25 protein-coding genes are annotated in these 21,901 nt (G+C 69.4%); 12 read left to right on the forward strand and 13 right to left on the reverse strand.

What is annotated here, in order from left to right:
• The first annotated feature begins 22 nt into the window (after window positions 1-22).
• Window positions 23-1,405, forward strand: a complete 1,383-nt coding sequence (locus J3S20_RS17030) for a class II 3-deoxy-7-phosphoheptulonate synthase (protein WP_216837712.1) — start codon at window positions 23-25, stop codon at window positions 1,403-1,405.
• A gap of 5 nt (window positions 1,406-1,410) precedes the next feature.
• Complete coding sequence (locus J3S20_RS17035; RefSeq protein ID WP_216838144.1) at window positions 1,411-2,571, forward strand: beta/alpha barrel domain-containing protein; 1,161 nt, start codon at window positions 1,411-1,413, stop codon at window positions 2,569-2,571.
• A gap of 2 nt (window positions 2,572-2,573) precedes the next feature.
• On the opposite strand, the gene J3S20_RS17040 is transcribed toward J3S20_RS17035, so the two are convergent.
• Window positions 2,574-3,608: a 2OG-Fe(II) oxygenase family protein gene (locus tag J3S20_RS17040; protein WP_216837713.1), complete on the reverse strand. Its 1,035-nt coding sequence runs from the start codon at window positions 3,606-3,608 to the stop codon at window positions 2,574-2,576.
• Between the two features lie 54 nt (window positions 3,609-3,662).
• Between J3S20_RS17040 and J3S20_RS17045 the strand changes: the two genes are divergently transcribed.
• The 3 genes from J3S20_RS17045 to J3S20_RS17055 are packed head-to-tail and all read left to right on the forward strand — an operon-like array spanning window position 3,663 to window position 6,707.
• Entirely contained in the window at window positions 3,663-4,592 is a 930-nt protein-coding gene (locus J3S20_RS17045; RefSeq protein ID WP_216837714.1) for a DMT family transporter, read from the forward strand.
• Between the two features lie 34 nt (window positions 4,593-4,626).
• Window positions 4,627-6,291: an NAD+ synthase gene (locus J3S20_RS17050; RefSeq protein ID WP_216837715.1), complete on the forward strand. Its 1,665-nt coding sequence runs from the start codon at window positions 4,627-4,629 to the stop codon at window positions 6,289-6,291.
• Window positions 6,288-6,707: a hypothetical protein gene (locus J3S20_RS17055; protein ID WP_246602960.1), complete on the forward strand. Its 420-nt coding sequence runs from the start codon at window positions 6,288-6,290 to the stop codon at window positions 6,705-6,707. Before J3S20_RS17050 ends, J3S20_RS17055 begins: the two co-directional genes overlap by 4 nt.
• Before the next feature lie 7 nt (window positions 6,708-6,714).
• Here J3S20_RS17055 and J3S20_RS17060 read toward each other — a convergent pair whose 3' ends face one another.
• Window positions 6,715-7,071 carry a hypothetical protein gene (locus tag J3S20_RS17060; RefSeq protein ID WP_216837716.1) on the reverse strand — a complete coding sequence of 119 codons (357 nt, stop codon included), beginning with the start codon at window positions 7,069-7,071 and terminating at the stop codon, window positions 6,715-6,717.
• Between the two features lie 110 nt (window positions 7,072-7,181).
• Between J3S20_RS17060 and gltX the strand changes: the two genes are divergently transcribed.
• The 6 genes from gltX (at window position 7,182) to J3S20_RS17090 (ending at window position 13,037) form a co-directional block, all read left to right on the forward strand.
• Window positions 7,182-8,516 carry a glutamate--tRNA ligase gene (gltX, locus tag J3S20_RS17065; protein ID WP_216837717.1) on the forward strand — a complete coding sequence of 445 codons (1,335 nt, stop codon included), beginning with the start codon at window positions 7,182-7,184 and terminating at the stop codon, window positions 8,514-8,516.
• 2 nt (window positions 8,517-8,518) lie between these two features.
• A complete protein-coding gene (gene cysS / locus J3S20_RS17070; protein WP_216837718.1) occupies window positions 8,519-9,913 on the forward strand; it encodes a cysteine--tRNA ligase in 1,395 nt (464 codons plus the stop codon).
• A 67-nt stretch (window positions 9,914-9,980) separates the two neighbouring features.
• Window positions 9,981-10,361 carry a CopM family metallochaperone gene (gene copM / locus J3S20_RS17075; protein ID WP_216837719.1) on the forward strand — a complete coding sequence of 127 codons (381 nt, stop codon included), beginning with the start codon at window positions 9,981-9,983 and terminating at the stop codon, window positions 10,359-10,361.
• Entirely contained in the window at window positions 10,358-11,200 is an 843-nt protein-coding gene (locus J3S20_RS17080) for an RNA methyltransferase (protein WP_216837720.1), read from the forward strand. The genes copM and J3S20_RS17080 overlap by 4 nt, the downstream gene beginning before the upstream one ends.
• Entirely contained in the window at window positions 11,197-12,060 is an 864-nt protein-coding gene (locus J3S20_RS17085; protein WP_216837722.1) for an alpha/beta fold hydrolase, read from the forward strand. The genes J3S20_RS17080 and J3S20_RS17085 overlap by 4 nt, the downstream gene beginning before the upstream one ends.
• Window positions 12,061-12,062: 2 nt before the next feature.
• Window positions 12,063-13,037, forward strand: a complete 975-nt coding sequence (locus J3S20_RS17090; RefSeq protein ID WP_216837723.1) for a Bug family tripartite tricarboxylate transporter substrate binding protein — start codon at window positions 12,063-12,065, stop codon at window positions 13,035-13,037.
• On the opposite strand, the gene J3S20_RS17095 is transcribed toward J3S20_RS17090, so the two are convergent.
• Entirely contained in the window at window positions 13,034-13,237 is a 204-nt protein-coding gene (locus J3S20_RS17095; RefSeq protein ID WP_216837724.1) for a hypothetical protein, read from the reverse strand. The genes J3S20_RS17090 and J3S20_RS17095 overlap by 4 nt on opposite strands.
• A 216-nt stretch (window positions 13,238-13,453) precedes the next feature.
• Here J3S20_RS17095 and rpsD point away from each other — a divergent pair, with 216 nt between their 5' ends.
• Entirely contained in the window at window positions 13,454-14,071 is a 618-nt protein-coding gene (rpsD, locus tag J3S20_RS17100; RefSeq protein ID WP_216837725.1) for a 30S ribosomal protein S4, read from the forward strand.
• 1,018 nt (window positions 14,072-15,089) lie between these two features.
• Here the strand turns inward: rpsD and J3S20_RS17105 are convergent.
• The 10 genes from J3S20_RS17105 to purC form a co-directional block, all read right to left on the reverse strand.
• Window positions 15,090-15,788, reverse strand: coding sequence for a hypothetical protein (locus J3S20_RS17105; RefSeq protein ID WP_216837727.1), 699 nt, complete (start codon window positions 15,786-15,788; stop codon window positions 15,090-15,092).
• Window positions 15,789-15,986: 198 nt separating this feature from the next.
• The gene (locus J3S20_RS17110; protein WP_216837728.1) at window positions 15,987-16,832 is read right to left on the reverse strand and encodes an alpha/beta family hydrolase; all 846 of its coding nucleotides are present in this window, start codon (window positions 16,830-16,832) and stop codon (window positions 15,987-15,989) included.
• A 16-nt stretch (window positions 16,833-16,848) separates the two neighbouring features.
• Window positions 16,849-17,187, reverse strand: coding sequence for a Grx4 family monothiol glutaredoxin (gene grxD / locus J3S20_RS17115; protein ID WP_216837729.1), 339 nt, complete (start codon window positions 17,185-17,187; stop codon window positions 16,849-16,851).
• A gap of 28 nt (window positions 17,188-17,215) precedes the next feature.
• The gene (locus tag J3S20_RS17120; protein ID WP_216837730.1) at window positions 17,216-17,449 is read right to left on the reverse strand and encodes a BolA family protein; all 234 of its coding nucleotides are present in this window, start codon (window positions 17,447-17,449) and stop codon (window positions 17,216-17,218) included.
• Entirely contained in the window at window positions 17,449-19,656 is a 2,208-nt protein-coding gene (gene purL / locus J3S20_RS17125; RefSeq protein WP_216837731.1) for a phosphoribosylformylglycinamidine synthase subunit PurL, read from the reverse strand. Before purL ends, J3S20_RS17120 begins: the two co-directional genes overlap by 1 nt.
• 34 nt (window positions 19,657-19,690) lie before the next feature.
• Complete coding sequence (gene purQ / locus J3S20_RS17130) at window positions 19,691-20,389, reverse strand: phosphoribosylformylglycinamidine synthase subunit PurQ (RefSeq protein ID WP_216837732.1); 699 nt, start codon at window positions 20,387-20,389, stop codon at window positions 19,691-19,693.
• Window positions 20,390-20,393: 4 nt separating this feature from the next.
• A complete protein-coding gene (locus tag J3S20_RS17135; RefSeq protein WP_216837734.1) occupies window positions 20,394-20,570 on the reverse strand; it encodes a hypothetical protein in 177 nt (58 codons plus the stop codon).
• A 15-nt stretch (window positions 20,571-20,585) separates the two neighbouring features.
• Window positions 20,586-20,813: a hypothetical protein gene (locus tag J3S20_RS17140; protein WP_216837735.1), complete on the reverse strand. Its 228-nt coding sequence runs from the start codon at window positions 20,811-20,813 to the stop codon at window positions 20,586-20,588.
• Between the two features lie 7 nt (window positions 20,814-20,820).
• A complete protein-coding gene (gene purS / locus J3S20_RS17145; RefSeq protein WP_216837736.1) occupies window positions 20,821-21,060 on the reverse strand; it encodes a phosphoribosylformylglycinamidine synthase subunit PurS in 240 nt (79 codons plus the stop codon).
• Complete coding sequence (gene purC, locus J3S20_RS17150) at window positions 21,057-21,821, reverse strand: phosphoribosylaminoimidazolesuccinocarboxamide synthase (protein ID WP_216837737.1); 765 nt, start codon at window positions 21,819-21,821, stop codon at window positions 21,057-21,059. Before purC ends, purS begins: the two co-directional genes overlap by 4 nt.
• Between the last annotated feature and the right edge of the window lie 80 nt (window positions 21,822-21,901).

Below are 21,901 nucleotides of genomic sequence, written 5' to 3' on the forward strand. Positions count from 1 at the left end.
CAGGAGTGGAGCACGGACCATAATGAACGCGCGCGTGTGGACCCCGGACAGCTGGCGGGCAATGCCCATCCGGCAGGTTCCGGACTATCCCAACCCGGCCCAGCTGCGGGCCATCGAGGACAAGGTCCGCCGATTTCCGCCCCTCGTTTTTGCAGGTGAGGCTGATCGGCTGAAGGCCCAGCTGGCGCGTGCGGGTGATGGCCATGCCTTCGTCCTTCAGGGGGGCGATTGCGCGGAGAGCTTCGCCGAATTCCATGCCAATACCATCCGCGACACCTTTCGGGTGTTGCTGCAGATGGCCGTTGTGCTGACCTTCGGGGCGGCGCTGCCGGTGGTGAAGCTGGGCCGCATGGCCGGGCAATTCGCCAAGCCGCGCAGCAGCGACAGCGAAACGATAGGGGGCGTGACGCTGCCCTCCTATCGGGGCGACATCGTCAACGGCCCGGATTTCACGCCCGAGGCCCGGGTGCCGGACCCCTCGCGGATGGAATTCGCCTATCTGCAATCGGCCGCGACCCTGAACCTGCTGCGCGCCTTCGCCACGGGCGGCTATGCCGACCTGCATGAGGTGCATCGCTGGAACCTGGACTTCGCCGCCCGCAGCCCGCTGGCGGACCGCTATGCGGGCCTGGCGCACCGGATCGACGAGACGCTGCGCTTCATGGGCGCCTGCGGCATGTCCGACCTGCCGCAGGTGCGGGAGACGGAGTTCTATACCTCCCACGAATCCCTGCTGCTGCCCTTCGAGGAGGCGCTGACCCGCCAGCCCTCCACCCATCCCGGGCGGCATTTCGCCTGCTCCGCCCACTTCCTGTGGATCGGCGACCGCACCCGGCAGCCGGATGGCGCGCATGTGGAATTCCTGCGCGGCGTGGCCAACCCCATCGGCATGAAGGTCGGCCCCTCCATGGAGGCGGATGAACTCGTGCGGCTGACCGAGATCCTGAACCCGTCCAACGAGAAGGGCCGCCTGACCCTGATCGCCCGGATGGGGGCGGAGAAGGTGGAGGCGAAGCTGCCCGGCCTGCTGGCCGCGGTGAAGCGCGCCGGGCGGAACGTGGTCTGGCTCTGCGATCCCATGCACGGCAACACCGTGAAGGCGGGCGAGTACAAGACGCGGTCCTTCGACGCGATCCTGTCCGAGATCCGCCGCTTCTTCGACTGCCATGCGGCGGAGGGCACCATCCCGGCCGGCGTGCATGTCGAGATGACCGGCCAGAACGTGACCGAATGCCTGGGCGGCGCGCATCGGATGACGGAGGCTGACCTGGCCGCCAACTACGCCACCTTCTGCGACCCGCGGCTGAATGCCGAGCAGTCGCTGGAACTGGCCTTCCTGATCTCGGAGGAGCTGAAGGCGCGGCGTCCCGGCGGGGCGGTGCTGCCCGCCAAGGCGGCGCAGTGACAGCCATGCCGAGCCCGGGCCGGCCGCTGCCCCCGGCCGTGGACGATATTCCGGGCTGGACGGACAGCTACTTCAACCGGACGCGGACGGTGGTCGAGAAATTCGGCGACTGCCGCGTCACCTATGCCGTCTTCCTGCGCCGGCCGGTGATCTCGGCCCCGCGGCTCGCCACCGACTGGCTCGCCGCCGTGGCCGAGCGGCGCCGCACGCGCTTCGAGGTGGAGCTGATGCACCGGGAGGGCGATTGGGTCGGCGCCGGCGACCCGATCTTCTACCTCTCGGGCTCCTTCGCCCAGCTTGCGGACCTGGAGACCATCCTGCTGCAGAAGCTGGGCCCCGCCTGCGTCGCCGCGCACAACGCCTACCAGATGTGCGTCGAACTGCCGCAGGTGCCCTTCCTGGCGATGGAGGCACGGCACTGCGCCGGGGCCGAGATGCAGGAAATGATGGCCTATGCCGCCGCCATCGGCAGCGCGGCGGCGCAGCGGGAAGGCGCCAAGGGCTTCATCGGCAATGCCAATGACGCGACGGCCCATTGGTTCGGTGCCGCGCGCGGCCGGGGCACCATGCCGCACGCCCTGATCGGCTATGCCGGCTCGACCGTCCGCGCCGCCGAGATGTTCCACGAGACCTTCCCGGCCGAGGATCTCACGGTCCTGGTCGACTACTTTGGCCGGGAAGTGACGGACAGCCTGGCGGTCTGCCAGCGTTTTCCGGAGCTCGCGGCGGCGGGGCGGATGGCGGTGCGGCTGGACACCCATGGCGGGCGCTTCCTGGAAGGGCTCGACCCCGGCGAATCCTATGCCGTGCTGGAACGCCACGCGCCGCAGGCGGTGCGCCGCTATCGCAGCGAGACGGAGCTGCGCCACCTGGTCGGCACCGGGGTCTCCGCCGCCGCCATCTGGCGGATCCGGGAGGCGCTGGACGAGGCCGGCTTCCCCAAGGTCCGCATCGTCGCCTCCTCCGGCTTCGGCGTCGGCAAGTGCCGCGTGGTGGCGGAAGCCAAGGCGCCGATCGACGTGGTCGGCACCGGGTCCTTCATCCCCGAGGCCTGGAGCGAGACCTATGCCACGGCCGATATCGTCGCCTATGACGGCGTGCCGCGGGTGAAGGTCGGCCGCGAATTCCTGCTGCGCAACGGGGCCCGCCGGCGCGGCGCGGGCTGAATTCAGCGCAGCTCCACACCCTTCTGGCCGCGCGCGGCGGCTTCCGCCATCAGCCTGCGCTCCTGCTGCGCGCCCTCCGCATCGGTGAAGAAGGTGAAGATGGCGAAGCGCTGCCCCTCGGTCACGGGCAGCGCCTCATGCAGCAGATCGCAGCAGAAGATGGCGCAGCCGCCGGCAGCGGGTTCATAGGCTTCGTCCCCGAATTCCGGGAATCGCAGCGTGCCGCCGGAATAGGCGCCGCTGTTCAGGTTCAGGCTCATGGCGAAGCGGCGATGCGCGGTGAAGGGCGTGCGGTTGTCGCGGTGGGCGCCGAAGCCGCCGGCGGTCTCTGCCGAATAGCAGCCGATGCGCGGCGCCTCGAAGCTCGCCGCGCGGAAGCGGAAGGCGCGCCACATTTCCGGCAGCACCCGTCGTTCCAGGCGCCGCTGAAACGCGGCGTAGAGCATGCGGTCGGTCAGGAATACATCGGTGCGGCGCTTGATGTCCGTCACCAGGCCTGCATCGGCGCCTGCGGCTGCGACGCGACCCTGCAGCTTTTCCCCCTCCTCCCAATGCGCCAGGAGGGCGGCGATCATCTCCGGCTCCAGCACATCCGGAATCAGCAGCACCGGTGCGCCGCCACGCCGGATGGCCGGCGCCTCCGGCTCCGGCAGGATGGCGAGCGCGGCCTGCAGCGCGGCGGCTCCGGCCTGGGCGAAGCGGAGCCGCCCGCGGGGGGAAATCACAGCGACACCGCCCTGCGGCAGCCCCAGGCCGAGGAATAGCTTCCGGTCCGCATCGATGAGCCGGGTCGGTTCCTCCGTCAGCCCGGCCTTCGCGGGCCTGTCCTGGCTCACCAGAATGATGCGGGCCTGGCGCTCGCTTGCCGCCGCCTCCGCCCTGCGAAGCGCATCGGGCGCCGGCGCCTGGCCCAGTATCAGCAGGCGATGGAGACCTGCGATCGATTGGTGATGGAGGTCGAAGGGCGCTCCGCTCGCATCGGGAAGCGACAGGGCTGGGAGAAGGTCGCCGGGCAGGAAGGGTTCGGGCGCTGCCATGCGGGCTTCCTCGGTGAATGGGCAAGTGGCCTATCCTAGATTAGCTTGAATGGCATGTCCGGCGAAGCACCCCCCCTGACCGCCGTGGCAGCCGGCGCCAATCCTGCGGCGCGGGAGCGACGGATCGGCTTCGCCTGCGCCTTCGCGGTGCTCTTCGTCTGGACAGGCTTCCTGCTCTCCTCCCGCCTCTCGGCCAGCCAGGCGCTGACGCCCTGGGATGTGGCGGCGCTGCGCTATGCGGGGGCCTTCCTGGCGGGGCTGCCGCTCGTGGCGCTGCTCGGCCTGCCGCGGCTGCCGCCGCTGCGGCTGCTGGCCATCCTGGCCGCGGCCTCCTTCGGATTTCCCATCTTCGCCTATCACGGCTTCACCCTGGCGCCGGCCGCGCATGGCGGGGTGATGCTGCCGGGCACGCTGCCCTTCCTGACGGCGGCGCTGGGCGTGGCCTTCCTGGGCGAGGCCTGGACCCGCCGCCGCATCGCCTCCCTCCTCGTGGTCGCCGCCGGCATCGGCCTGCTGGCCAGCGATACGCTGGGCGCGCATCCGGGCGCCTGGCGCGGGGACCTGCTGTTCTTCGCCGGCTCCTGCTGCTGGGCCGTCTATACGCTGCTGATCCGCCTCTGGGGCATCGGGGCCATGCAGGCCACGCTGTCCATCGCGCTGTGGTCGGCGCCGATCTACCTGCCGGTCTGGTGGTTCCTGCTGCCCTCCAGCATCGGCCAGGCCAGCGGCGGCGCGGTGCTGTACCAGCTGGGCTATCAGGGCTTGGGCGCCACGATCCTGGCGGGGCTGCTCTTCACCCGAGCGGTGACCGCGCTCGGCGCGCCGACCACCACCACCATCACCGCTTTGGTGCCCGGCATGGCAGCGCTCGCCGCCTGGCCGCTGCTGGGCGAGCCGCTGGGGTGGGCAGGCTTCCTGGGCGTGGCGCTGGTTTCGGCCGGCATGATCCTGCTGGTGGGCCGCCTCCCGGAACGGGTGCGTTGACCCTCCCGGGGGCGGTCCCTAGGTTCCCGGGACCATGACAAACCAGCTCCGTATCGCGCTCGCCCAGATCAACCCGCATGAGGGTGCGCTGGACGCCAATGCAGATCGCATCCGTCGCGCGCGGGCGGAGGCGGCGGAAGCGGGCGCCGACCTGCTGGTGACGCCGGAATTCTCCATCGCCGGCTATCCGCCGGAGGACCTGGTGCTGAAGCCGGCCTTCGTGGAGGCCTGTCTGCAGCGCATCGAGGCCCTGGCGGCGGAGACGGCGGATGGCGGGCCCGGCATCGTGGTCGGCGGCCCCTGGCGGGATGGCGACCGGCTGCACAATGCGCTCTTCGTGCTGGAAGGCGGCCGCATCCTGGCGCGGCGGGCCAAGCACGAGCTGCCAAATTACGGCGTCTTCGACGACAAGCGCGTCTTCATCTCCGGCCCCGCCCCCGGCCCGGTGGCCTTCCGCGGCGTCCGCCTCGGCCTGATGATCTGCGAGGATTGGTGGTTCCCCTCGGTCAGCGAGACGCTGCTGGAAAGCGGCGCGGAGATCCTGATCAGCATCAACGGCTCGCCCTTCGAGGCCGACAAGCAGGATACACGGGTGCAGCTTGCGGTCGCGCGGGTGGTGGAGACGGGGCTGCCCTTCGTCTTCCTGAACCAGATCTGCGGCCAGGACGAACTGGTCTTCGATGGCGCCTCCTTCGTGCTGAATGCGGACCGCAGCCTGGCCGTGCAGATGCCGATGTTCGAGGAGAAGCTGGCCATCACCGACTGGTCCCGGGGCCCTGGCGGCTGGATCTGCGCGCCGCAGCCGGTGCCGCCGGCACTCTCCCAGCTCGAGCAGATCTACCGGGCGATGATGCTCGGCCTGCGCGACTATGTGGACAAGAACGGCTTCCCCGGCGTGGTGCTGGGCCTTTCGGGCGGCATCGACAGCGCGCTGTCCGCCGCGGTGGCCGCGGATGCGCTGGGGCCGGACCGGGTGCGGGCGGTGATGATGCCCTCGCCCTATACCTCCCGCGACAGCCTGGACGATGCGGAGGGCTGCGCAAAACTGCTCGGCATCCGCTACGAGAGCATCCCGATCGGGCCGGCGATGGAGGCCATGCGCGGGATGCTGGCGCCGGCCTTCGGCAATCGCCCGGCCGATACGACCGAGGAGAACCTGCAGTCCCGCCTGCGCGGCGTGACGCTGATGGCGCTGTCCAACAAGTTCGGCGACATGCTGCTGACCACCGGCAACAAGTCCGAGATGAGCACGGGCTATGCCACGCTCTATGGCGATATGTGCGGCGGCTATTCGGTGCTGAAGGACGTCTGGAAGATGACGGTCTTCGCCCTGTCCCGCTGGCGCAATGCGCATCGCCCGCCCGGCGCGCTGGGGCCGGAAGGCGCGGTGATGCCGGAACGCGTGATCACCAAGCCGCCTTCCGCGGAACTCAAGCCCGACCAGACCGATCAGGACACGCTGCCACCCTATGAGGTGCTGGACGCGATCCTGGAGGGGCTGGTGGAACGCGAGATGGATGTGGATGGGCTGGTGGCCCAGGGGCATGACCGGGCGACGGTGCTGCGCATCTGGCGCATGCTGGACCGCGCCGAATACAAGCGTCGCCAGGCGCCGCCCGGCGTGAAGATCACGCCGCGCGCCTTCGGCCGCGACCGTCGCTACCCCCTGACCAACGGCTTTTCGGGGCTGATCGCATGAGCGGCCAGGACGAGGGGGAGGAAGACCCCATCTTCGCCAAGGATGTGCTGGGCCAGGTCGAGGGGCTGGAGGTCCGGATCATGGACCTGTCCGGCGCCAATGGGGCGGAGCCGGTGGAGGTGGTACGCGGCTTCGGCACCATCGCCCATGCCAATGCCTTCGCCCGCCGCTATGTCCGGGATTCGGTGGATATCTGCCGCGCCCCCGGCATGGATGCCCGGTCCGTCATGCAGGCCTGGGGCACCTACGGCGAGGATGCCGAGGTGCAGGGCGCCGGCGACGATGCCTGGCGCAGTGCCACCGAACTCGCCGACTTCGCCGCGCGTCCCGCCACGGATGCGGAGGAGCGCAACTGGCGCGTCCTCGACCCCCGCCGTGACGAGGAGGACGAGGAGGAGGAAGACGGGGAGGGGTAGCGGCCGGCTACTTCACCCAGCCATAGTAGCCGGGCGGCGGCGCATAGACCTGCGGCGGCGCCACATAGCGCGGCGCGTAGTAGACGGGCGGGGGCGCATAGGCGGGCTCCCAATAGACGCGCGGCGGCGGCGGCGGATAATAGACGACCGGCGGCGGCGCATAGACCACGGCGGGCGGGGCCAGGGCGGCCCCCAGGGCGGCCCCCACGCCGAGACCCAGCAGCGCGCCGCCCAGAACGGCCGCGCCACCGCCACCGTGGTAGTGTCCGTGCCCCCGGTAGCGCCAATCGGCATGGGCCGCCGGCGCCGTCACGGCCCCCAGCGCCAGCATGCCGGCGACAATCGCGGTTCGAAGCCTGAGCATGGAAAGCCTCCTTACCACGCCACATTAGCACTTCGGGCATGGCGGCAATGCGGCGAATTGTATCGGGCGCCTTGCCTTGTGCCGCCATTTGACGTTCCTGTGCCCGCCTGATGAAAGTCCGCTTCGCCCCGTCCCCCACCGGCCTGCTGCATGTCGGCAATGCCCGTATCGCGATCGCCAATTGGTGCCTGGCCCGGCGCCGTGGCGGCCGGTTCCTCTTGCGCCTCGACGACACCGACCTGGAGCGCTCCCGCCCCGAATACGCCCAGGCGATCGAGGAGGATCTGCGCTGGCTCGGCCTCGACTGGGACGAATTCGCCCGGCAGTCGGACCGGCTGGCGCTCTATGCCGCGGCCGCCGAAAGGCTGAAGGCCTCCGGCCACCTCTATCCCTGCCTGGAGACGGAGGAGGAGCTGGCCTTCAAGCGGGAGCAGCGCATCCGCCAGGGCAAGCCGCCGCTCTATGACCGCGCCGCGCTGAAGATGACCGCGGAGCAGCTCGCCCGGGCCATCGCCAATGGCAAGACGCCGCATTGGCGCTTCAAGCTCTCCGGCGGCCATGTCGAATGGCAGGATGGCGTGCTGGGCCGGCGCAGCGTGAAGCTGCCGAGCCTGTCCGACCCGGTGCTGATCCGCGCCGATGGAAGCTTCCTCTATACCTTCACCTCGGTGGTGGATGACCTCGACACCGGCATCACCGACATCGTCCGCGGCGAGGACCATGTCACCAATACCGGCATCCAGCTGGACATCTTTGCAGCCCTCGGCGGCAACCCACGGAAAATCCGCTTCGCCCATCTGCCGCTGCTGACCGATGCGGATGGCGGGCCGCTGTCCAAGCGCACCGGCAGCGTCGGCCTGCGGCAGTTGCGGCGGGACGGGGTGGAGCCGGCCGCGCTGGTCGGCTACCTGGCGGCGCTCGGCACCTCGGCCGATCCGGTGCCTTCCATGCCGGCGGATCTGGTGGCCGGCTTCGACCTCGGGCGGGTGTCCAAATCCTCGGCCCGGTTCGACACCAAGCAGTTGCTGGCCCTGAACCGCCGCTGGCTGCATGCGCTGCCCTATGCGGCGGTGAAGGATCGGCTGCCGGAGGAGGCCAGCGAGGATTTCTGGCTCGCCGTCCGCGGCAATCTCGACCTGCTGCGCGAAGCGCGCGACTGGTGGGAGGTGGTGGCCGGTGGTATCGTGCCGCTGGGCGATCCTGCCGATGCCGATCTCCTGCGCATGGCGGCGGAGACCCTGCCCGAGGAGCCCTGGGATGAGGCCACCTGGCCGGCCTGGACGTCCGCACTCTCGACCCGCACCGGCCGCAAGGGCCGCGCGCTGTACCTGCCGCTGCGCCGCGCCCTGACGGGCGAGGAGCACGGACCGGACCTCAAGGTCTTCCTTCCATTGATCGGCCGCGAGCGGGCGCTGAAGCGCCTGCTGCAGGCCGCCGCAGGCTGAACATGGACATCCAGCTCCACAATTCCGCGACGCGCCGCAAGGAACGCTTCGTGCCGATCGATGACCAGCATGTCCGCATGTATGTCTGCGGGCCCACGGTCTATGACCTGGCGCATCTCGGCAATGCGCGCCCGAACGTGGTCTTCGACGTGCTCGCCCGGCTGCTGCGGCAGGCCTATCCGCGCGTGACCTATGCGCGGAACATCACCGATGTCGAAGACAAGATCATCGACCGCGCGCGGGAAAGCGGAGAGGGGATCGCGGCGCTGACCGCGCGAACCACCGCCGACTTCCATCGCGACATGGCGGCGCTGGGCGTGCTGCCGCCGGATGTGGAGCCGACCGCCACCGGCTCGATCCCCGAGATGGTGGCGCTGATCGAACGCCTGGTGGCGAATGGCCATGCCTATGCGGCGGAGGGTCATGTGCTCTTCGCGGTCGCCAGCTTTCCCCAGTACGGCGCGCTTTCCAATCGCTCGACCGAGGAAATGCTGGCGGGCGCGCGGGTGGAAGTCGCGCCTTACAAGCGCGATGCCGGCGATTTCGTGCTGTGGAAGCCCTCCACCCCCGACCAGCCGGGCTGGGACAGCCCCTGGGGCCGCGGCCGGCCGGGCTGGCACATCGAATGCTCCGCCATGTCCTGGAAGCAGTTCGGGCCGGATTTCGACATCCATGGCGGCGGGGCGGACCTGATGTTCCCGCACCATGAGAATGAGGTGGCGCAATCCCTCTGCGCCTTTCCCGGCAGCCACTACGCCCGCTACTGGCTGCACAACGGCATGCTGCTGGTGGATGGGGAGAAGATGTCGAAATCGGTCGGGAATTTCCTGACCGTGCAGGACATTCTGGGCCACGGCCCCTGGGCCGGTGAGGCGTTTCGCCTGCTGCTGCTGCGCACGCATTACCGCGCCGCCCTGGACTATACCCAAGGCGCGCTGGAGGAGGCGCGGCGGGAGCTGGACCGCTTCTACCGCGCCCTGTCGAAAATGGCGGAGATCGAGGCGGAAGATGGCGACCGGCCGCATCCGGCCGAATCGCCGCCCTTCGAGCAGGCGCTGGCCGATGACCTGAATACCCCTCTGGCGCTGGCCACGCTGCACCACCTGGTCTCCACCGCCAATGACTCGCTGGCGCGTGGGTCCGATGCAGGGCTCCCGCATCTCAAGGGCCGCATCCTGGCCTGCGGCGCGCTGCTCGGCCTGCTCGGCACCGACCCCGCCGCCTGGTTCCGCGGCGAGGCCGGCGATGCCGCGGCGATCGAGGCGGCCATCGCGGCGCGGCTGGCTGCCCGCAAGGCGAAGGACTGGGCGGAGGCCGACCGGATCCGGCAGGATCTACTGGCCCAGGGCATCCTGCTGGAGGACGGGCCACAGGGGACGAGTTGGCGCCGTGCATGACCCTCTTGCCTTCCCCCGGGGGGAAGGCCCCACTTCCGGATCCGGCCCATCAACCGGAGGATCCGACATGCCCCGCCTTGCCATCGCCACCGCCCTGTCCCTGGCCCTGACCGCGCCCGCCTTCGCGCAGCAGGGTCACCAGGGCCATCACCCGGGGCCGACCACGCAGCGCAGTGCCTCCGAACAGCCGAGCACGCGGGAATTCCGCGCGGCCAGCGACCGCATGCACCGCGACATGGCCATCGCCTATAGCGGCAATACGGATCGCGACTTCGCCGCCGGCATGATCCCGCACCACCAGGGCGCCATCGAGATGGCGCGCATCCAGCTGCGCCACGGCACGGATCCCGAGATGCGCCGCCTGGCCGAGGAGATCATCCGCGCGCAGGAGGCGGAGATCGCGACCCTGCGGGCCTTCCTCGCCCGCACCGCGCCGCCGCCGCGATGACGGGCGGGCGCGGCGAGGGGGGCGCGGTACTGACGCCGGCGCCGGGCGAGAGCCCGATCGTGGTGCTGGTGCGGCCGCAGATGGCCATGAACATCGGCACCACGGCGCGCGCCATGGCCAATGGCGGGCTGTTCCATCTGCGCGTGGTGGCGCCGCGCGATGGCTGGCCGCAGCCCAATGCCTATGCCGCGGCCTCCGGCGCCGATGCCATCCTGGATGCGGCGCAGGTCTTTCCGGACGTGCCCTCGGCGGTCGCCGATTGCCACCGGGTCATGGGCACCTGCCCGCGGCCGCGCTTTGCCATCGTGCAGCAGCGCGATGCCCGCGCCGCGGCGGCCGATCTGCGGGAGATCAATGGCCGGGGGCTGCGCGCCGCGGTGCTCTTCGGCCCGGAACGCGCGGGGCTGGAGGCGGAGGACCTCTCGCATTGCGACACGCTGGTGCGCTACCCGCTGAACCCGCAGCACTGCTCGCTGAACCTGGCCCAGGCGGTGATGATCCTCGCCTATGAATGGTGGATGGCCGCCGAGACCACGCCGCCGCGCCAGTTTCTGACCAATGGCACGACGGTGGCCACCAAGGGCGCGCTGGAGAATTTCCTGAGCCGGCTGGTGGCGGAGCTGGATGCCGCGGGCTTCCTGCACAATCCGCCCAAGCGCCCCGGCATGGTCCGCAACCTGCGCCACTGGTTCCAGCGCGGCGAGGTGACGGAGCAGGAGCTGCGCACGCTGCACGGCGTGGTGACGGAGCTGTCCACCGGCCGCATGCAGCGCGGCCGCTTCCCGGCCCAGGACCCGCTGCCGCCCTGGCATGAGGCGGCCGAGAAGGATTCGGCATGATCCACCCCGACGGCACCCCCATCCCCCCGCTGCCCGATCCCCGCTTCTGCGAGGTGGATGCGGAAGCCCTGGGGCTGGAGGGCCGGCGGCTGTCCTATATGGAGGCGGGGCAGGGGCCGGTGACCATCCTCTGCCTGCATGGCATCGGCGCGAACAGCATGGGCTGGCGCTTCTCCCTCGCCGGGCTGTTGGACCGGGCGCGGGTGATTGCCTGGAACGCGCCGGGCTATTTCCTCTCCGACCCCTTCGTGGCCGAGGCGCCGGCGCCGGAGGCCTATGCGGCGGTGGCGCTGGCGCTGCTGGAGGCGCTGGGCGTGCAGGGGCCGGTCTGCGTCGCCGGATCCTCCTTCGGCTCCATGCTCGGCGCCTGCCTGGCGGCGCGGCATCCCGAAAGGGTGGCGAAGCTGGTGATGATGGGCACCTCCCGCGGCCAGCGCTGGAAGGGCGAGGCGGGGCGCGCCGCCATGCTGGCGATGCGGGAGGCGAGCGTGGCGGAGGGCGGCGTGGCCCTGGCGCGGACGCGGTCGGAAAAGCTGGTGGCGCCCGGCGCGGGGCCGCTGGTGCGCGGGCTGGTGGAGGGCATGGTGGCCGCCACGCATCCGCGCGGCCTGCTGCAGGCGGCGCGCTGCACGGACCAGGTGGATGTCATCACCGATTTCGCGCCGCTGATCCGGGCGCCGACGCTCTGCCTCACCGGGGCCGAGGATGCGGTGAACCCGCCCGAGACGGTGGGCCGGCTGATCGCGCAGGCCATCCCGGGCGCGGCCTTCCTCTCGCCCCCCGGCATCGGCCACCTGCCGGAACTTGAAGCCCCGGCCGTGACATTGGACCATCTGCGCCAGCACTTCCTCGGAGCCTGAGCATGCGCATCCCCCGCCGCACCCTGCTGGCCGCCGGCCTGGCTGCCCCCCTGGTGGCCCGCGCCCAGCCGGCGGAGTTCCCGAACCGCCAGGTGCGAATCGTGGTGCCCTTCCCGCCGGGCGGCGGGCTGGATGCCCTGGCGCGCGCCCTGGCGGACCGGCTGCAACTGGCCTGGCGCCAGCCGGTGGTGGTGGACAACCGCCCCGGCGGGTCCACCGTGCCGGGCACGGACCTGGTCGCCAAGGCGGCGCCCGATGGCCATACGCTGCTGATCACCGCGGACAATTCCATCACCGCGAACCCGCATCTGATCCGCAACCTGCCCTATGACCCGATGAAGGACCTGGCGCCGGTCAGCCTGCTGGTGGATGTGCACCAGATGGTGCTGGTGCATCCCTCGGTGGGCGCGCAGGACATGGCAGGGCTGGTGGCCGCCGCCCGCGCCGCGCCGGGGCGGCTGAACTTCGGGTCCTACGGCAATGCCAGCCAGCCGCATCTCTGCTTCGGCGCGCTAATGGCGCGGGAGCGGATCGAGATGGTGCATGTGCCCTATCGCGGCCTGACGCCGGCGGTGCTGGCCACCCTGGCCGGGGAGGTGCAGATGACGCTGGCGGGCATCGCTTCCGGCGCCACGCATATCCGGGCCGGCACGCTGCGGGCCCTGGCGGTGGGCAAGCCCACGCGCTTCGCGGCGCTGCCGGATGTGCCGACCCTGGCCGAGGCCGGCTTCGACGATATCGACCCGCGCACCTGGTTCGGCGCCTTCGCCCCCGCCGGCACGCCGCCCGCTTTGCTGGCCCGCATCCAGCGGGACATCGCCACCGCCATGGCCGACCCGGCGGTGGAACAGCGCCACCTGGCGCCTTCCGGCTATACCGTGCATGCGGCGACGCCGGAGGCCACGGCCGAATTCCTGCGCCAGGACCTCGCCTACAAGGCGCGGCTGATCCAGGCGGCCGGCATCACGCCCGATTAGCCCAGCCGCTTGGCCAGCTTGCGCGCCTGGAGATAGCCGATCATCCCGGCCACCGGCGCGGCCGGCAGCAGCAGCAGCCAACCCAGGTGCTGGCCGCCGATGACCAGCCCCATGCCGATGCCGAGCATCATGCCGCCGACCAGGCTGCCGACGACGCCGGCGCTGAGGCCGAGGATCAGGATGTCTTCGCGCGTGACCATGGCGGCGAAGTAGGGGTTTCCGCCCCGGTTTGACAAGCCAGGCCCGCCAACCCTATAGCCGCGCCACTTCCGGGAACGTGGACAGGCCTTCGGGGCCTGCGCCCGCCCTTGGCCATGCTGGCCTTGGGCCTACCGGGACAACCCGCCGCGATGCCCCCAAGGGTGCCGGCACAAGGAAGAACCGGCAGCCCCCAGGGCGCCGGGCAGGAGAAGCGCATGACCAAGCGCGCAGAAAGCAAGTACAAGATCAACCGCCGCCTCGGCGTGAACCTCTGGGGTCGTGCCAAGTCCCCGATCGCCAAGCGCGAATACGGCCCCGGCCAGCACGGGCAGCGCCGCAAGCAGAAGCCGACCGACTTCGGCGTGCAGCTGATGGCGAAGCAGAAGCTGAAGGGCTACTACGGCAACATCGGCGAGAAGCAGTTCCGCAAGTACTACGAGGAAGCCGTGCGCCGTAAGGGCGACACCTCGGAGAACCTGATCGAGATCCTGGAGCGCCGGCTGGACACCATCATCTACCGCATGAAGCTGGCGGTGACGCCCTTCGCCGCGCGGCAGTTCGTGAACCACGGCCATGTGCTGGTGAACGGCAAGCGCCTGAACATCCCGTCCTACCTGGTGAAGGACACGGATGTGATCGAGGTGAAGGAGAAGTCGAAGCAGCTGACCTGCGTGCTGGATGCCGCGCAGTCCGGCGAGCGCGACGTGCCGGAATACATCGAGGTCGATCACCGCGCGATGCGCGGCCGCATCCTGCGCGCGCCGAAGCTGAGCGACGTGCCGTACCCGGTGCAGATGGAACCGAACCTGGTGGTCGAGTTCTACTCGCGCTGAGGGTAACGAGGCGGGGCCTAAAAACTCCGCCTTTTCAATGTCTTGCAAGGGGTGAGCCATTGGCGCTCCCCCTCACGTGTCCCCCTCTCGGCCTCTAGCGGGGTATCACGAGTCCGGTTCCTCTCAAGGCCCAATCCTGCGCAGCCTGTCGGCTCCCTTGCGGAGCTCCCTCAGTGAACGTGAGCACGGCATTGACGTATTGCCGCCTCGACTCAGCGGGGAGCGCAGCCATGAAGTGGGGTGAGCAGTCCGCCACCCGCACTCCGATGACGAATTCCATGGCGAGAAGACGCTCCATTTGGCGAGCCGCGAACTCGCCGGTTGATAGGCCGATGGTAACGCGCGTGAGGCCTTGGAGCACCTCCGTGGCTGTCAGTGCTTCAGTTAGCGATGCACATCTATGAGCGAAAGCTGGGCTTTCCGGCGATGGAAATCGCTGTTGGCCCACGGCGGGCATTACGCAGAAAGAGGCAAGGCAAGCCAGGGCGGCCAGCAGGGCAGGCTTCATCAAGCGTTCTCCAATCGAGGACGGTACAGCTTGGCGGATCATTGTTGCGCCTAAGGCAAGCAGCCCTTCCCGATTTTCGATGCGCATGTCCGAGACGGCCATCCATAGGGGCGCCGCACAACATCTCCCCCCTCCCCGGGTGGCACCCCCCACGCCCTCTGTGGATGCCCCCGGGGCGTGGCCGTGGCGGCCCCGGCGGTGCGGCCAGGGCGGGGCGCTGTAGTCCCGGCATCCACCAGCGCAGGGCAGGGCAGCGGCCCCTATGGCTGTCCCAAGGCGGCCCGGCAGGCATGATCCTGCAACCCCATCCGGCAGCTACGGTCCCCTACCCCGGGACGCGGACGAAGGCCTGGCGTCCATGTCATTGGCCTTCTACCTCCGATAGAAGCTGGTGACATGCATCGGCCGGGACTCAGGGTGGCGCAGTACCCGCCAAGACCAGCGCTGTAGCGCTAACCCCCAGCGTCGCCTGGGCTACGCTCGGCCAGCCGTCGATGCAGGCGGCCAGGACTAACCCACCACCACGCTGTCGATCTGGCCGGAGGCGCTATAGGCGATCTGGTAGCTGTCCCAGGTGTGCTGGTTCAGCAAGTCATAATCGGTGACGATCATCCGACCATCCGCCAACCTGTCCACCACATAGTCAAGCCGGCCCTGGGCATCGTAGTCCTGCGCCAGGCTGCGGCCGTTGGCGAAAACGGAATAGGCATAGTCGATCAGGCCCGCGGCGGCGTTGAAGTCCTTGGCCTCGATCAGACCGTCGATGTGGCGCACATAGGAGTAGTCCAGGTTGCCGGTAGCTGGATCGTACTCGGTCTGGCTGTAGCTGAGACCTGAAAGCTGCGGCCCGACTGCATAGGCGCGCTCGACGAAGACCACCACTGACTCGGTACGCCCTTGCGCGTCGAAGGTCGTGTAGGTGTCTGACGCAATGCCAGCCGCACTGCCACCGATGGCGAAGACGTAGCTGATAGCCCTGAGAGTAGCCGACCCGTCATCCCAGGTGACCCGCACGGTGTCTAGGGCGGGGAAGAAGCCATAGAGGCCATACGAAGTCTCGATGCTCGCCCAAGGGTTTTCTTCGCGCTGGTCGTAGTCGAGCAGGTACGAAGTGTACGGGATGTCGTAAAAGATGCCCGACATGGCTGTCCGGTAGGCGTAATCCGGCCGTCCGGCGTCGTCGTCATGGACGGTGATAGTACCGCTCACCCTTTGTCCTCCGAAGGTGGGACAAAAGGATGCCGTAATGACGTGGGAGCGTCGATGCGGGCGTGCAGGTCCCCCACCGCCTTCCGAGGGCGTGCCCGTACGCCATGGCGGGCGTGTCAAGTTCCACTCGCGCTGATCGAGCCCAAGGGTTCGATGCCTAGCGAGGCGGGGTCTCAGGACTCCGCCTTTTTGCTTGCCTCAGACCGCCGCCCGGGCGCGGTGCCCCAGGAACAGCAGGATCTCGCGGGCGACCCGGTACCAGATGCCGGGGTCGCCTCGGAAGCCATGATCGGTGTCGAACAAGACCAGCTGCGTATTGGCGGAGAGCGGGTAGCGGCCAGGGATGTCGGCGCCGCCATAGGGATCGCGAAGCCCCTGCAGGATCAGGGTCGGCGTCTGCAGCCCGGGCAGATGGGCATAGCGCTCCGGCTCCTCCGGCCCGCTGGGCTTGCGGAAGGGGTAGCCGAGGCAGACCAGGGCGCGGATCGGGCGGGAATCGGCCAGCAGGCTCGCGATCCGGGCGCCGGAGGAGCGCCCCATCAGGATAAGGCGTCGCGGTGCCTCCGCCGAGTCGATCACCCCCTGCAGCCAGTCCTGCCGCTCCGCAAAACTGCGCGGCAGGGCTTCCTCGGGCGGGATGCCGAAGGCGGAGCCTTCATTTTCGAACGCGCCCGTCAGGTAGGGATCCAGCGCGGCCCGCAGCGCCTCCCCCACATGCGCATCCTTCGGGCGTGAGTCGCCGCTCAGGAAGACGACCCTGTCCGGCGCCGGTGGCCCAGGCCGATGCAGCGCCAGGGCCAGCACCGCGGGCCCCGGCGCCGCCTCGCAGGCGCCGTCGGCCAGGCAGGTTTCGCCGGAGGCCAGCGGCAGCGGGAAGCTGCCGTCCGAGGTGATCAGCCGGGCCGAGGCGACCTCGGATGGCGTGCCGAGCCGCCGGATCGGCCACTGCACGGCAAACAGCAGATGGGGCCCGTTGGACAGGAAGGGCGCAACCGGCGCCCCGTCCACCCAGGCAACAGACGGCGCCAACCCCAGCTGCATCATCAGCCGGCAGGAAGGATCAGGCGGTGGCCTTCGGCATCACGCCATTGTCCTCGAGCAGCGTCTGCAGCTCGCCCGACTGGAACATCTCCGTCACGATGTCGCAGCCGCCGACGAACTCGCCCTTCACATAGAGCTGCGGGATGGTCGGCCAATTGGCGAAGGCCTTGATGCCCTCGCGGATTTCCATGTCCTCCAGCACGTTCACGCCCTTGAAGGGCACGCCGACGTGGGAAAGGATCTGCACCACACGTGCCGAGAAGCCGCATTGCGGGAAGACCGGCGTGCCCTTCATGAAGAGCACCACCGGGTTGGCGGAGATGTCGGCCTGGATGCGGTCGAAGACGGGGTTGCTCATGTCGGTCGGTCCCTGCTCGGAAGAATCTTCAATCGGGGGCGGAGGTCTGCAGCGCCAGGGCGTGCAGCACACCCCCCATCCGGCCCTGCAGCGCGGCATAGACGATCTGGTGCTGCTTCACGCGGCTGATGCCCTTGAAGGCGGAGGAAACGACGGTGGCGGCGTAGTGGTCGCCATCCCCCGCCAGATCCTCGATCGTCACCACGGCATCCGGAAGGGCGGCCTTGATCAGGGCCGCGATTTCCGCCGAATCCATCGCCATCAGCCAGCTTCCCCGTTCATCAGCGCCGGCAGCGTCGCCTCATGGGTCTCCGCCAGCCTTGCCACCGATATGGAGGAGCCATCGGCGAGAACCAAGTCCCTTCCGCCGCTGCGCCCCACCACGGCCGCAGGCACGCCGGCCTGTCGGGCCGCTTCCAGCAGCGCCGCGCCGTCCTGCACCGCCAGCAGGTAGCGCGCCTGGTCCTCGCCGAACCACCAGCCCTGCGTGGCCTGGCCTGCGGGCGGGGCGGCCAGCGTCGCGCCGGTGCCGCCGCCCATCGCCATTTCGGCCACCGCCACCAGCAGCCCGCCATCGGCCAGGTCGTGGCAGGCCGCCACCTCGCCGGCCAGGATGCGGGCGCGGACGAAATCGCCGTTGCGGCGCTCTGCCCCCAGGTCCACCGGCGGGGGGGCGCCTCGCTCCCGGCCCAAGATCTCGCGCAGCCAGAGCGACTGGCCGAGCCAGCCCTGGGTGTCGCCGACCAGCACCAGGTCGAGCCCCGGCTGCAGGGCGAGGCCGACGGCCTGGGCCGCATCCTCCAGCACGCCGACACCGCCGATCGCCGGGGTGGGCAGGATGCCGCGGCCCTGGGTCTCGTTATAGAGCGAGACATTGCCGCTCACGACCGGGAAATCCAGCGCGAGGCAGGCCGCGCCCATGCCGCGCACGGCGGCGGCGAACTGGCCCATGATCTCGGGTTTTTCCGGATTGCCGAAGTTCATGTTGTCGGTGATGGCCAGCGGCCGGGCGCCGACGGCGGTCAGGTTGCGCCAGGCCTCCGCCACCGCCTGGGCGCCGCCGGCCTCGGGGTCCGCCTGGCAGTAGCGCGGCGTGCAATCCGTGGTCATGGCCAGCGCCCGCTTCAGCCCCTCCAGCTTCACCACGGCCGCATCGGCGCCGCCCGGGCGCTTCACCGTCTGGCCGCCGACGGTGCTGTCATACTGGTCCCAGATCCAGCGGCGGGAACACAGGTCCAGGCTGCCGACCAGCTTTTCGAGCGCCGGCAGCGGGCCGATGGGATCGGCCAGGTCGGCGGCGGCCAGCACCGGCTGCTTCGGCGTCTCCGCGGTCGGGCGGCGATACAGCGGCGCCTCGGATTCAAGCGGCGCGAGGGGGATATCGGCCTCGATCTCCCCCTTGTGCCGGATGACGATGCGGCCCGTGTCGGTCAGGTGCCCGATGACCGCGAAGTCCAGCTCCCATTTGTGGAAGATGGCCTCGGCCTCGGCTTCCCGGCCGGGCTTCAGGATCATCAGCATGCGCTCCTGGGATTCGGAGAGCATCATCTCATAGGCCGTCATGCCGACTTCGCGCTGGGGGACATTGTCCATCACCAGCTCGATGCCCACGCCGCCCTTGCCGGCCATTTCCACGCTGCTGCTGGTCAGGCCCGCCGCGCCCATGTCCTGGATGGCGACGATCATGTCGGTCGCCATCAGCTCCAGGCAGGCCTCGATCAGCAGCTTTTCGGTGAAGGGGTCGCCGATCTGTACGGTCGGCCGCTTCTCCTCCGAGTCCGCGGAAAATTCGGTGGAGGCCATGGTGGCGCCGTGGATGCCGTCGCGCCCGGTCTTGGAGCCGACATAGACCACCGGATTGCCCAGCCCCGCCGCGGCGCTGAGGAAGATGCGGTCGCGGGGCGCGATGCCCACCGTCATCGCATTGACCAGCGGATTGCCGTTATAGGCCGGGTGGAAATTCACCTCGCCGCCCACGGTCGGCACGCCGACGCAATTGCCGTAGCCGCCGATGCCGCGCACCACGCCGTCGATCACCCGCTTCATCTTCGGCGCATCGGGACTGCCGAAGCGCAGCGCGTTCAGGTTCGCGATGGGCCGTGCCCCCATGGTGAAGACATCCCGCAGGATGCCACCGACGCCGGTGGCGGCACCCTGGTAGGGCTCGATGAAGCTCGGGTGGTTGTGGCTTTCCATCTTGAAGATGGCGGCCAGCCCGTCGCCGATGTCGATCACCCCGGCATTCTCGCCCGGCCCATGGATCACCCAGGGCGCCTTGGTCGGCAGCGTCTTCAGCCAGACGCGGGAGGATTTGTAGGAGCAGTGCTCGCTCCACATCACCGAGAAGATGCCGAGCTCGGTGAGCGAGGGGGAGCGGCCGAGGATCGACAGCACGCGCTCATATTCATCGGGCTTCAGGCCGAATTCGGCGGAAAGCTGGGCGGCGCGTTCGGCGGGCAGAAGCTGCATCGTGACGGAGGCTCCGGGTTGGGCGAGGCCCAGGTCAGGCGGTGGCGAGCGAATCGAGCAGGCTGGTGAACAGCGGCAGCCCGTCCGTGCCGCCCATCAGCGGATCCACCAGATCCTCCGGATGCGGCATCAGGCCGCAGATGCGCAGGTTGGGGGAGAGGATGCCGGCGATATGGTCGCGCGCCCCATTGCGGTTGGCGGCGGCGGTGATGGCGCCCTCGGGCGTCGCATAGCGGAAGGCGACCAGGCCCTCGCCGTTCAGCCGGGCCAGGGTCTCGTCATCGCAGAAGTAGTTGCCGTCGCCATGCGCCATGGGAGAGCGGAAGACGGCGCCCTTCTGCCAGTGGCTGGTGAAGGGCGTGTCCGCACGCTCCACCCGCATGTGGCAGTCCATGGACAGGAAGCGCAGCGTCGCATTGCGCAGCAGGGCGCCGGGCAGCAGCCCCGCCTCGGTCAGGATCTGGAAGCCGTTGCAGACGCCCAGCACCAGCCCGCCGGCGGCCGCGAAATCCCGCACCGCGCGCATGATGGGCGACTGCGCCGCCATGGCGCCGCAGCGCAGATAGTCGCCATGGCTGAAGCCGCCCGGCAGCACCACCAGGTCGACCCCCGCCGGCAGGGCGGTTTCGCGGTGGAAGACCATGGCCGGCTTGCGGCCGCTGACCCGTTCCAGCGCGATCGCCATGTCGCGTTCGCGGTTGGTGCCCGGAAAGACGATGATCGCGGATTTCATGGAGTCACCAGAATATCCAGAGGACCAGCCCGGCCAGGATGGCCAGGACGATGAGAAGGCCGAGAAGCCAGCAGGCGAAGCCGAAGAGCAGCCCCTGCGGCCGATTGCCCCAGAGCGGGCGAAGGATGGGTCTGCCGAGCCGCGCAAAGAGTTCGATCAGCAGCTCCAGCAGCTCCTGCATCGATCGCTCCGGCCGCTATTCCAGCCAGACCCGCAGCCAGTGCAGGCCGCCAGCGACCCCCAGCGTGACCACGGCGGCCAGCGCCGCGGCCGTCACCCAGCGGTCCAGCCCCTTCTTGCCCCGCGCCACCAGGCCCAGCCGCTTCTGGCTCGCCACCGCCGGTAGGCGCTGCTCGCGCCAGCGCAGGCCCATGGCGATCAGCACCGTCAGCACCAGCATGACGAGGAGCGAGACCTTCACCATGGCTGGCTCAGGCGAGCTCGACCCGGAAGGACTCAATCACGGTATTGGCCAGCAGGCGCCGCGCCATGTCCTCCGCCGCGGCCTGGGCCTTGGCGGGGTCGGTTTCGGCCAGCTCCAGCTCGATCACCTTGCCGGCCCGCACCTCGGCCACGCCGGAGAAGCCGAGGCCTTCCAGCGCATGGCCAATCGCCTTGCCCTGCGGGTCCAGAACGCCGTTCTTCGGCATGATGGTCACACGGGCCTTCACTGGACCGTCTCCGGACCCTTCATGTCCCGCACCCCCGCCTCCGGCAGGATGCCCAGGCGCTTGGCCACCTCCTGGTAGCCCTCCTCGACCTTGCCGAGATCGCGGCGGAAGCGGTCCTTGTCCATCTTCTCGCCGGTCTTGACGTCCCAGAGGCGGCAATTGTCCGGGCTGATCTCGTCGGCCAGGACGATGCGCATCTCGTCATTCTCGTACAGCCGGCCGAATTCCAGCTTGAAGTCCACCAGGGTGATGCCGACGCCGAGGAAGAGCCCGGTCAGGAAGTCGTTCACCCGCAACGCCAGGGCGACCATGTCGTCCAGGTCCTGGGTCGAGGCCCAGCCGAAGCAGGTGATATGCTCCTCGGACACCATCGGATCGCCGAGCGCATCGTTCTTGTAGTAGTATTCCAGGATCGAGCGAGGCAGGCGGGTGCCTTCCTGGATGCCGAGGCGCGTGGCCAGGCTGCCGGCCGCGACATTGCGGATCACGACTTCCAGCGGGATGATCTCGACTTCGCGGATCAGCTGCTCGCGCATGTTCAGCCGGCGGATGAAATGGGTGGGGATGCCCATCTCGGCCAGCTTCATCATCAGGTATTCGCTGATGCGGTTGTTGAGCACGCCCTTGCCGGTGATCGTGCCCTTCTTCTGCGCGTTGAAGGCGGTGGCGTCGTCCTTGAAGTACTGCACCAGGGTGCCCGGCTCCGGGCCCTCGAACAGGATCTTGGCTTTGCCCTCGTAGAGCTGACGGCGGCGCGCCATGGTGCTGGAACTCCTCGACTGCCGCGCGGCCAAGGAATGGTCGAGCGGGACGGCAGGCCGCGGCGGCCTGGTATCTGGGC

The sequence above is a fragment of the Falsiroseomonas tokyonensis genome, from assembly GCF_019024325.1.
In the GTDB taxonomy this organism is placed as follows: Bacteria; Pseudomonadota; Alphaproteobacteria; order Acetobacterales; family Acetobacteraceae; genus Falsiroseomonas; species Falsiroseomonas tokyonensis.